The following is a 9,882-nucleotide window of genomic DNA, read 5'->3' as shown; positions in this document are numbered from 1 at the left end:
TACGACAAGACCGCCACCATCTACCTCGCCGGACTCCACATCGCCGCCATCTTCATCTGGTCGGCGAGATGATCCGAAGGAAACGGCCTAGACGGTGTCCCGGAGCCGGACCGTGACGACGAGACCGCCGGCGGGACGGGGGACGAGGTCGAGGGTCCCCTCGTGGGCGCGGACGATGCTGTGCACGATGGCCAGGCCCAGGCCGACGCCCGCGTGCTCGTCGGTGCGCACCCGTTCCGTCCCGCGCCGGAAGGGCTCGGTGAGGGTCGGCACCAGGTCCGGCGGGAGCGGGCGGCCCGTGTTCTCGACCCGCACCACGCTCGCCCCGTCCCGCGTCCCGGTGTGGACGGTCACGGTGCCGCCGACGGGGAGGTTGTGCACGACGGCGTTCTGGACGAGGTTCGTCACCATCCGCAGCAGGAGCTCCGCGGAGCCGCCGGTCCGGGCCGCTCCGCCGGTGACGTCGAGCGTGATCCCGCGCTGTTCGGCGAGGGGGAGCAGGGTTTCGACGGCCTCCTCGGCGACGAGGGACAGGTCGACGCCCTCGCGGCCGAAGGCACCCCGGTCGCTGCGGCTGAGCACGAGGAGGGCCTCGGTGAGGCCGATCGCCCGGGTGTTGACGGCCCGCAGCCGCGCCAGGAGCTCGTCCCGGTCCCGCGTGGGGTCCCTGCGGGCGACGTCGAGCAGCGCCTGCGAGACGGCCAGGGGGGTGCGCAGTTCGTGGGAGGCGTTCGCGGCGAACCTCTGCTGCTCGGCGACGTGCGACTCCAGCCGCCCGAGCATGGTGTCGAAGGCGTCGGCGAGTTCGCGGAACTCGTCCCGGCGCCCCTCCATGCGGATCCGGTGGGACAGCGAACCGCTCCCGGCGGCCCGTGTCGCGGCCGTGATCCTGGTGAGCGGCGCGAGCATCCGGCCGGCGAGGACCCACCCCCCGACCAGACCGAAGACCAGCAGGAAGGCCATCGCCACCGCCGCGGCGGGGCCGAAGGTGCGCACGAGGAGGTAACGGTTGGGCGAGACCCCGAGAAGGCCCTGGGCGTTGTCCGGTACGTAACGCAGCAGGAACCCCCACACCACGGCCAGCAGGAGCGCGCCCGCGACGGCGAGGAACCCGGCGTAGCTGAGGGTGAGCCTCAGCCGGACGCTGAGCCCCGGGCGTCTAGACATGCGCGCCCCCGCGGCCGGGGGCGTCGGGACCGACGTCGATGCGGTAGCCGACGCCCGGCACGGTGGCGATGGCCCACGGTTCGCCGAGCCGCTTGCGCAGGGCGGAGACGGTGATGCGGACGGCGTTGGTGAAGGGATCGGCGTGCTCGTCCCAGGCCCGCTCCAGCAGCTCCTCGGCGCCGACGACCCCGCCTTCGGCGGCGACGAGGACCTCCAGCACGGCGAACTGCTTGCGGGTGAGCGCGACGTAGCGCCCGTCGCGGAAGACCTCCCGGCGGAACGGGTCGACGCGCAGACCCGCGATCTCGCGGACCGGGGGCCGGGCGTACGCGCGCCTGCGGTCGAGCGCCCGCAGCCGCAGGACGAGCTCCCGCAGCTCGAACGGTTTGGTGAGGTAGTCGTCGGCGCCGAGCTCGAAACCGGAGGCCTTGTCGTCGATGCGGTCGGCGGCGGTGAGCATGAGGATCGGGATGCCGCTGCCGGAGGCGACGATGTGCCGGGCGACCTCGTCGCCGGAGGGGCCGGGGACGTCCCGGTCGAGGACCGCGAGGTCGTACGAATGGACGCCGAGCAGCTCCAGGGCGGAGTCGCCGTCGCCCGCGATGTCGGCGGCGATTGCCTCCAGCCGCAGACCGTCCCGTACGGCCTCGGCCAGATAGGGCTCGTCCTCCACGATCAGTACACGCATGGGCCGAAGCCTAGGACCGCCTCCGTATCGCCCGCGCATGCGGAGGCGGCCCTCCCGGGGCGCGGCTCAGCCCGCCGGCGTCGGAGCGGGACGAGGCCGCTCCGCCGGAGCGCGCCACCAGCGGCGCGACGCCAGTGCGGCCAGCACGGCGCCGGCGGCGTTGACCAGGACGTCGTCCACGGAGGACACCCGGTCGAGCCGCAGGACGTACTGCGCGGTCTCGACCAGGACCGAACAGCCCGCCCCGACCGCCAGGATCCTCGGTACGGACGCCACCGCCCCGGACCGCACCGGCGCGAAGAACCCCAGGGACGCGAAGACCAGCAGGTTGCCCGCGATCCCGAGCGGACCCATCGTGACCAGGTCACGCAGCGGCACCAGGCTCACCCGGCCGGGGACGGTGCCGGCCCCGGCGCCCGGCATCATGGTCATCCACAGGAACGGCGCCGTCCCGTGCACCGTCCCCACCTCGGCCAGCGACATCCGCCACGCCCCCGCGACACCGGCGGCCCGCCGACGGCGCGCCAGGGCCCACACCACCAGGGCGGCCAGGGGCAGCGCGGCCAGGGTGACGAGCACGACGCCGTTGAACGTGTCCAGGCAACCGTGCCACCGCCCGGCCAGGCACGTCGGAGCGGACATCATGAGCGGCTTCCGCACGACGAACAAGGCGCCCGCCGTGCCGAGGGCCGCCAGGCCGAGGAGCACGGCCCCGCGCGTGCGGCGGGGCGGTGCGGGCGGGGGCGCGTCGTGGTTCATGCCCCCATGGGAGACGGCGGCCGGTTGCGGGGGCGTATGCGATTTTCGGTACGCCCGCGATACACGCACGAGCACCGCCGCCACCTGGCACTTCGGCGCTCGTTGACGCTTCAGATTTATGTGCCTTCCATGTTTGGCGTCGGCTGTGCTGCGCAGATGGATTACAGAAGATTGGTGCCCTGACAAGAGGAACCCCATGGGAATCATCGGTTGGATTCTGCTGGGCCTGCTCGCCGGAATCATCGCGAAAGCCTTGATGCCGGGCCGGGACCCCGGCGGCTGCATCGTGACGATACTGATCGGAATCGCCGGCGCTCTCCTGGGAGGATGGCTCGGAAAGGTCATTTTCGGTGTCGACTCCCTCGACGGCTTCTTCGAGCTCTCCACGTGGATCGCCGCCATCGTCGGATCCGTCATCCTCCTGCTCCTCTACCGGCTCGTGGTCGGCAGAAGGCATTCGTGAGGACCTTCGTGGGGGCGGAGACGTGATCGCCTCCGGGGCGTTCCGACTCGGGGAAGTCGACAAGAGGTCGCAAGAGTGCGGAGGTGAACGGGAATGGCCACGGGAAAGAAGGCCAAGAACGCAGGCAAGGAAATGAAGGGCAAGGTCAAGGAGACCACCGGCAAGGCCGTCGGCAACGAGAGCCTCGAGGCCAAGGGAAAGGCCGAGCAGTCGGCCGCGGACGCCAAACAGGCCGGGCAGAAGGCCAAGGACACGTTGAAGCACTGAATGCCCGGCCCATGGAGTCATGAAGCCGGTGAAGCACACAGGAGGCTGTCGTCCTCGAGGGACGATAGCCTCCTGCGTGTCCTTGTCCTCATCCCCTTCCTCGGCTTCCTCAGCGCCTCGATCGGCGGCCGGGGCGAGCCTCCTCCTCGTCCTCCTCCTCCCAGTCGCCGTCCTCTTCGCCGTCTACGTCCTCGTCTTCGTCCTCGTACTCCCCTTCGTCCTCGTCCTCGTCCTGGTACTCGCCCTCGCCCTCGTCCTCGTCCTCGGCCTCGCCGTCGTTCCCTTCCTGCTCGCCGTCCTCCTCCTCGTCGTACTCCTGGTCCTCATCCTCCTCGTTCCCTTCCGGCTGTTCCTGCGAGGACTCCTCCTGCTCCTGCTCCTCCTCCTCGACGACCTCCTCGTGGCTGCGGACCACCTCGCCGTCGCGGATCTCGCCCCGCCAGCCGTCCGCCTCGTCGTTGGCGAGGGTCACGTGACGGGCGAAGTGCTTGAGGTCCAGGCGCAGCCGCCTTCCCTGGGCGCGCCAGATGTTGCCCGTCTTCTCGAAGAGCCCGGAGGGGTAGTACTCGACGATCACGAGCACGCGGGTGAGGGACGGGGCCAGTTCGTGGAAGCTGACGCATCCACGCGTGGTGCCCTTGGCGCCGTCGGAGCTCCACATGATGCGTTCGTCCGGCACCTGCTCCTGGACGCTGGCCTTCCAGCTGCGGGTGGAGGGGCCGACCTTGACCTTCCAGTCGGAGGAGATGTCGTCGCCCTGGGAGACGCTGCGCACCCCCTTGGCGAACGTGCTGAACTCCTCGTACTGCGTCCAGTGGTCGTACGCGGTGCGCAGCGGGACACCGATGTCGATCGACTCGCAGATGTGCGTCGGTTTGGACCCGCTCTTGCGGGACTTGCCCTTGCCGGTCAGCCCGCTGCCGAGGTCCTTGACCTTGTCCTTGACGTTGTCGAACGTACTGCCCGCGACGGCCTTCAGGGGCGAGTCGCCCTTGAGGAGACGGCCGCCGATGTTGGCGAGCGATCCCCCGTTCTCCGCCACGTCGGTGAGCTGGTCGGTGAGGTCCCCCACCTTGTCCACGGCCTTGTCGGCCAGGCGGTCCGCCTGTGCCCGCAGGTAATCGCCGACTTCGCCGAACAGCTGGTCCACGGGGGAGGAGGAACTCGACTCCGAGCGTGCGTGATCGGTGGCCATGGCGCTACCTCCGCGTAGACGGCTTGCGCGCCGTCTTCTTCGCCGACGTGGTCTTCCTGGCGCTGCCGCCCGCGGACTTGCTCGCGGTGGTCTTCTTCGCCGGGGTCTTCTTCGCCGCCGCCTTCTTGGCGGGGGGCCGGGACGACGTGGTCTTCTTCGCCGCGGCACGGCTTCCGGACGAGGCGGTCTTCTTCGCCGGTGCCTTCTTCGCCGGCGCCTTCTTGGCCGCGGAGCCTCCGCGCCCGGTCGTGGCCTTCTTCGCCGGCGCGCTCTTCTTCGCCGTGCCCCGGCTCCCGGCCGACGTGGACTTCTTGGCGGCCGGCTCCGGCTTCTTCGCGGCGCTCTTACGGGGCGAGGAGCCGCGGGCGGAAGCGCTGCGGCCCGCCGTGGAGGTCCGTGAGCTCCCGCGACGGGACCGCCTCGGGGGCGTCTCGTCCTCCTGCTCGTCCTCCTCGTCCTCGTCCTCCGGTCCCTCCGCCTCGTCCTCCGGCCCCCGGTCCTCCTCGTCCTCGGGCCCCTGGTCCTCTTCTTCCTCCTCCTCGGGCTCCTCCTCGTCGTAGGGTTCCTCTTCCTCTTCCTCTTCCTCCTCTTCTCCCCGTGCCTCGCGCGGGCCCGCTTCCTCGTCCTCCTCTTCCTCGCCCTCTTCCTCGTCCTCGTAGGGCTCGTCGCCGAGGTCCTCGTCCTCGTACGCCTCGTCCGCCTCGTCCTCGTCGTATCCCTCGTCCTCCTCCTCGGGCTCCTTGCCGCGGTGACCGAGGTCGAGCGTGCGCTGATGGATGGAGTCGGCCAGGCCGGAGAGCTGGCGGTCGGCGGCCGCCTTGAGGGCCTTGCGGCCGGCCTGGAGGGCTTCGCCCCGGAGCTGCTGGCCGAGCTCGGCGGTCTGGGGCATCTCCCCGAGTTTCCGCAGCCCCTGGGTCATGAGCTGCCCCGGCTGGAGATCGAGTTTGCGGCCCGCGATGTAGGTCGCGAGCGACAGGGCCATGCGGCCCTTCTTCGCCCGCCCTAGTACATAGCCTCCTGCAACGGCGGCTGCCAGGGCGATCTTGGTCGTGTCCTCCATCAGCCTCGTCCTTCCCGGGTGATGGGTGGCCTACGTCAAGTGACGGCCGACCCCGACGCTCGGGGCCTCATCTGGTGGGTGCTCGACGAGGCTCCGGATATGCGGGGATATGTGCAGAAAGTTCTCTTTGGTTGGAATGGGGAAGGATCTCCGGGGGGAGACGCGTGGGGCAAGGGAAGTTCGGTCCACTAAGGAATCAGATGACCACACCGGAACCAGAGCGCCGCCGACGCCGTCCCGCACGGGACGACGACGAAACGCAGCGGTCCGCCCGGCCCGCGCGCAAGTCGGCCGGCTCCCGCAGGCAGGGCGCGGCGGCGGCGATGCGGGCCGCGGCCGAGCAACTGTCGGAGCTGCTCGGCAGGAGCCCGGAGTCGGTGTCCTCCCTGAGGCCCACGGACGAGGGCTGGGAAGCGGTGGTGGAGGTGGTCGAGCTCGAACGCGTCCCGGAGACCACCAGCGTCATGGGCAGCTACCGGGTCGAGCTGGACGCCTCCGGCGAGCTGATCTCCTACGAACGCACTCGGCGGTACAGCCGGGGCACGATCGACCGGTCCGGCCGCTGAGGCGGCCGGACCGCGAAGGGAAACGTCATGACGGTGATGCCGCAGGGAGCGAGCGGAGGTCCCGCTCGCGGCGGCCAAGGCGGTACGGGCAGCCTCTACGACGTCCTGGAGCTCATCCTCGACCGCGGGCTGGTCATCGACGCGTTCGTACGCGTCTCCCTGGTCGGAATCGAGATCCTCAAGATCGACGTCCGGGTGGTCGTGGCCAGCGTCGACACGTACCTCCGCTTCGCGGAGGCGTGCAACCGCCTCGACCTGGAATCCGGCCGCAAGGCGCCCACCCAGCTGCCGGAGATGATGGACAAGATGGTCGAGGGCGGCAGCCGGGGCAAGACCAAGGGCGCTCTCAGCGGCGCGATGCAGGCCGTCACCGAGACGCTGTCCGGCGGCGGAGAGGACGACGAGGAGGAGGAGCAGGAGGCTCCTCGACGCCGGAAGCCGGAGCGGCGGACGGCGCGGCGCGAGAGGGAATGACCATGGCCGTCTACGTCTACGCGGTGACAACGCGCGACCACCCCTGCCGGATCGAGGGCATGACGGGGGTCGGATCCGAGGGAGCGGCGGTACGGGTCCTGTCCACGGAGGCACTGCGCGCCGTGGTGAGCGACATCGAGGGGGAGATCCGGCCGAAGCGGCGGGACGTGGCCGCCCACCAGGCGGTCCAGGAGCGTCTGATGGAGGACGGCACCCCGCTGCCGCTGCGGTTCGGCTACACCGCCCCCGACGACGAGGCCGTCCTGCGGGCGCTCGACGAGAAGGAGGACTTCTACCGCGCGGTGCTGGAGCGCGTCGCCGACTGCGCCGAGTACCACGTGAAGGCCTCCCGGGCGCAGGACCTCATGCTCCGGGAGATCCTCGAGGACCTGCCCGAGGCGCGTCGGCTCAACGACGAGATCCGCCAGGGCTCCGAGGACCCCCGGCTGCCCGTGGAGCTGGGACGCATGGTCTCCGAAGAGGTCGAGCAGCGCCGCGCGAACGCGGCCGAGACGCTCGTCGGTTCCCTGGCGCCACTGGGGCGGGAGCACGTCGTCCACCCCGTCGGGGGCGACGACTTCCTCGCCCTGTCCCTGCTCGTGGGGCGGGACGACGAAGAGGCACTGAAGGCCCTCGACGAACGGACGGGGGACCGCGGCGACGGCGTCGAGGTCCGGCTGACCGGGCCGCTGCCCCCTTACAGCTTCGTGTCGTAGGGCCCGCCGGTAGGGCTCCGTGTCGTGGGGCCCGCCGACGGCCGGTCGGAGGGGGTGGAGGAAGGAGCGCGATGGGCCTGCTGGGGAAACTCGTCACCCTGCCGCTGGCCCCGGTCCGCACCGCGGTGTGGGCCGCCCAGCGCGTCGCGGAGAAGGCGGAGGCCGAGTACTACGACCCGGCTCCGATCATGGCCCGGCTCGCCGAGCTGGAACGCCGACTGACGGCGGGCGAGATCGACGAGGAGACCTTCGACCGTGAGGAAGACCTGCTGATCGACCGTCTCGAGGAGATCGACAGGTACCGCAGGGGCGGCCCCTGACCGGGCTGCCCCGATTCGAGTTCCGTGACCGCGGCCGTCCGGCAGGACCGGCCCGAGGGGCGGGGCGACGGCAGACAATGGGAGGCGAACCTTCGTGACCGACCCCCTCGCCCGCAGGTTCGGCGCCGATCCGCCGATGGCCGGTTATCCGCCGAGCTCCGCCAGCAGTCTCGCCGACATCCTCGAACGGGTCCTGGACAAGGGCATCGTCATCGCCGGCGACATCCGCATCAACCTGCTCGACATCGAACTCCTCACCATCAAGCTGCGCATCCTGATCGCCTCCGTGGACAAGGCCAAGGAGATGGGCATCGACTGGTGGGAGCACGACCCGTCGCTCTCCTCCCGCGCCTCCCGCCAGGATTCGTCCCGCCTCGACGCCTCCCGCCAGGACGACGACACCTCGCTCGCCGCCGAGAACCGGCGTCTGCGGGAGGAGATCGCGCGGCTGCGCCGTGAGGGTCTCACGGCCGGGTCCGGTGCGGCCCCCGACGAGGTCGGCACCGAGGAGGAGGCGGAGGGGGCCGAGGACGGGGCACGGCCGGCCCGCCGCGCGACGAAGCGGAGGTCCGGGACATGAACGGACCCGCCACGGCGACGCTCACCTACGTCTACGCCGTCACGCCCCCGACACCCGCCCTCGGCGACGTCCTGCCCACCCTGACCGGGGTGGCCGGCAGCCGGGTCGCCCTCCTCGCCCCCGTCCCCGATGCCACCGGGCCGGTCGCCTTCGCCGTCAGCGACGTCCCCCGCGCCGACTTCGCGGAAGAGGTGCTCCCCGCCCGCTTCGAGGACCTGCGCTGGCTGGAGGAGACCGCGCGCGCCCACCACCGCGTCATCGAGGCCCTCGCCGCCCGCACCACCGTCCTGCCCCTGCGCATGGCCACCCTCTACCAGGACCACACCCGCGCCATGCGGGCCCTGCAGTCCCAGAGCCAGGAGTTCGCCACCCAGCTGGCCCGGCTCGCCGCCCACACCGAGTACGGCGTCAAGGTCTACGTACGCCCCGCCACCGGCCCGGACACCGGGACGGCCGCGCCGTCCGCGCCGTCCGCGCCGTCCGCCGGTCCCGGCAAGGCCTACCTGCAGGCCCGCCGAGCGCAGCGCGACGCCCACGAGGACCACTACCGGCAGGCCAGGACGGCGGCCGACCGGATCACCGAGATCGCCCGGCGGCACGCGGCCGAGCACGTCGCCCATCCACCGCAGAGCGGCCCGCTGGCCGCGGCCTCGGTCGGGGAGAACGTGGTCAACGCCGCCTTCCTGGTGCCCGACGCCGAAGCCGACGCCTTCCGCAGGGCGGTCCAGGCCGCGGCGGAGGACCTCCCCGGAATCCTGCTCGAAACGACCGGCCCCTGGGCCCCGTACTCGTTCACGGCCCTCCCCCCGGCTCCCGAACACCCGGCCTCCGATTCCCCGGCCCCCGAATCCCCGGCCCCCGAGCCCCCGCCGCCCGGCCCCCCGAGCTTCGAACCGGCGGCCCCCGGGTCCCCGGCCCCCGAGCCCCCGCCACCCGGTCCCGGCCATGCGCCCCGCTGACCGCGACGGCCCCGCCCTGCCGGGCCGGCAGGTCGCACTCGTCGACCTCCTCGACCGGCTGCTCGCCGGAGGCGTCGTCATCACCGGCGACATCGTCCTGTCGATCGCGGACATCGACCTCGTGCGGATCTCCCTCCGCGCCCTCGTCAGCTCCGTCACCGAATCCGTCGGCGACATCGGCGTCCCGCGCCCGGTGGGGCGGGGCGGGGGTGGGCCCGATGGACCGTGAGAACCCGGACGTGCGGGCCGTCGGAGAGGCGATGGCCGACGCCGTACGACTCCTGCCCGCCCTGCCGGCCGACACCGACGCCGCCCGGCAGCCGCCCGCGCGGCGGATCCGCACCGGCTCGGACACGGTCGAGGAGGACCTGGTCAAACTGGTCCTGACCGTGGTCGAACTCCTCCGCCAGCTCATCGAACGCCAAGCCCTGCGCCGGGTCGACGCCGGGGGCCTCACCGAGGGTCAGGAGGAGGAACTCGGCGCGACCCTGCTGGCCCTCCACGACCGCATGACCGAACTGTGCGCCCAGCACGGCTTCAGCCTGGACGACCTCAACCTCGACCTCGGCCCCCTCGGCCCCCTGCTCCCGCCCCCCGAGTCCTGAAGCACGCGCAGAAGCCGCGTTGCGGAGCCCCGCCCGGAGGACCTCGCAGGGGCGGTGCTCCGA

15 protein-coding genes are annotated in these 9,882 nt (G+C 71.7%); 10 read left to right on the top strand and 5 right to left on the bottom strand.

Annotated elements, in window-relative coordinates; translation table 11 throughout:
* Nucleotides 1-87: 87 nt before the first annotated feature.
* The 3 genes from ACZ66Z_RS32280 to ACZ66Z_RS32270 form a co-directional block, all read right to left on the bottom strand.
* Complete coding sequence (locus ACZ66Z_RS32280; protein ID WP_469939147.1) at nt 88-1,167, bottom strand: sensor histidine kinase; 1,080 nt, start codon at nt 1,165-1,167, stop codon at nt 88-90.
* Nucleotides 1,160-1,855, bottom strand: a complete 696-nt coding sequence (locus ACZ66Z_RS32275; protein ID WP_469939145.1) for a response regulator transcription factor — start codon at nt 1,853-1,855, stop codon at nt 1,160-1,162. The genes ACZ66Z_RS32280 and ACZ66Z_RS32275 overlap by 8 nt, the downstream gene beginning before the upstream one ends.
* A 66-nt stretch (nt 1,856-1,921) precedes the next feature.
* Entirely contained in the window at nt 1,922-2,614 is a 693-nt protein-coding gene (locus tag ACZ66Z_RS32270; protein WP_469939144.1) for a VanZ family protein, read from the bottom strand.
* Nucleotides 2,615-2,810: 196 nt separating this feature from the next.
* On the opposite strand from ACZ66Z_RS32270, the gene ACZ66Z_RS32265 reads away from it, so the two are divergent.
* Both ACZ66Z_RS32265 and ACZ66Z_RS32260 read left to right on the top strand, forming a co-directional pair.
* A complete protein-coding gene (locus ACZ66Z_RS32265) occupies nt 2,811-3,077 on the top strand; it encodes a GlsB/YeaQ/YmgE family stress response membrane protein (protein WP_469939142.1) in 267 nt (88 codons plus the stop codon).
* A gap of 93 nt (nt 3,078-3,170) precedes the next feature.
* Nucleotides 3,171-3,344, top strand: a complete 174-nt coding sequence (locus tag ACZ66Z_RS32260; RefSeq protein ID WP_469939141.1) for a CsbD family protein — start codon at nt 3,171-3,173, stop codon at nt 3,342-3,344.
* A gap of 109 nt (nt 3,345-3,453) precedes the next feature.
* Here ACZ66Z_RS32260 and ACZ66Z_RS32255 read toward each other — a convergent pair whose 3' ends face one another.
* Together ACZ66Z_RS32255 and ACZ66Z_RS32250 are read right to left on the bottom strand one after the other, a co-directional pair.
* Nucleotides 3,454-4,539: an SRPBCC family protein gene (locus ACZ66Z_RS32255; RefSeq protein WP_469939139.1), complete on the bottom strand. Its 1,086-nt coding sequence runs from the start codon at nt 4,537-4,539 to the stop codon at nt 3,454-3,456.
* A gap of 4 nt (nt 4,540-4,543) precedes the next feature.
* Nucleotides 4,544-5,599 carry a histone protein gene (locus tag ACZ66Z_RS32250; RefSeq protein ID WP_469939138.1) on the bottom strand — a complete coding sequence of 352 codons (1,056 nt, stop codon included), beginning with the start codon at nt 5,597-5,599 and terminating at the stop codon, nt 4,544-4,546.
* Nucleotides 5,600-5,799: 200 nt separating this feature from the next.
* Between ACZ66Z_RS32250 and gvpO the strand changes: the two genes are divergently transcribed.
* The 8 genes from gvpO (at nt 5,800) to ACZ66Z_RS32210 (ending at nt 9,819) form a co-directional block, all read left to right on the top strand.
* Entirely contained in the window at nt 5,800-6,165 is a 366-nt protein-coding gene (gene gvpO / locus ACZ66Z_RS32245) for a gas vesicle protein GvpO (RefSeq protein WP_469939137.1), read from the top strand.
* 27 nt (nt 6,166-6,192) lie between these two features.
* Complete coding sequence (gene gvpJ / locus ACZ66Z_RS32240; protein ID WP_469939135.1) at nt 6,193-6,639, top strand: gas vesicle protein GvpJ; 447 nt, start codon at nt 6,193-6,195, stop codon at nt 6,637-6,639.
* A 2-nt stretch (nt 6,640-6,641) separates the two neighbouring features.
* Nucleotides 6,642-7,355 carry a GvpL/GvpF family gas vesicle protein gene (locus tag ACZ66Z_RS32235; protein ID WP_469939134.1) on the top strand — a complete coding sequence of 238 codons (714 nt, stop codon included), beginning with the start codon at nt 6,642-6,644 and terminating at the stop codon, nt 7,353-7,355.
* 71 nt (nt 7,356-7,426) lie between these two features.
* Nucleotides 7,427-7,675, top strand: a complete 249-nt coding sequence (locus ACZ66Z_RS32230; RefSeq protein WP_469939132.1) for a gas vesicle protein GvpG — start codon at nt 7,427-7,429, stop codon at nt 7,673-7,675.
* A gap of 94 nt (nt 7,676-7,769) precedes the next feature.
* Entirely contained in the window at nt 7,770-8,255 is a 486-nt protein-coding gene (locus ACZ66Z_RS32225; protein ID WP_469939131.1) for a gas vesicle protein, read from the top strand.
* Entirely contained in the window at nt 8,252-9,214 is a 963-nt protein-coding gene (locus ACZ66Z_RS32220; RefSeq protein WP_469939130.1) for a GvpL/GvpF family gas vesicle protein, read from the top strand. The genes ACZ66Z_RS32225 and ACZ66Z_RS32220 overlap by 4 nt, the downstream gene beginning before the upstream one ends.
* Nucleotides 9,201-9,443 carry a gas vesicle protein gene (locus ACZ66Z_RS32215; protein WP_469939128.1) on the top strand — a complete coding sequence of 81 codons (243 nt, stop codon included), beginning with the start codon at nt 9,201-9,203 and terminating at the stop codon, nt 9,441-9,443. The genes ACZ66Z_RS32220 and ACZ66Z_RS32215 overlap by 14 nt, the downstream gene beginning before the upstream one ends.
* Complete coding sequence (locus ACZ66Z_RS32210; RefSeq protein ID WP_469939127.1) at nt 9,433-9,819, top strand: gas vesicle protein K; 387 nt, start codon at nt 9,433-9,435, stop codon at nt 9,817-9,819. The genes ACZ66Z_RS32215 and ACZ66Z_RS32210 overlap by 11 nt, the downstream gene beginning before the upstream one ends.
* Nucleotides 9,820-9,882 lie beyond the last annotated feature (63 nt).

The organism is Streptomyces sp. NPDC107498 (genome assembly GCF_055582805.1).
Note: the sequence above shows the minus strand (reverse complement) of the source record. Positions and strands in the feature narration are given on the sequence as shown.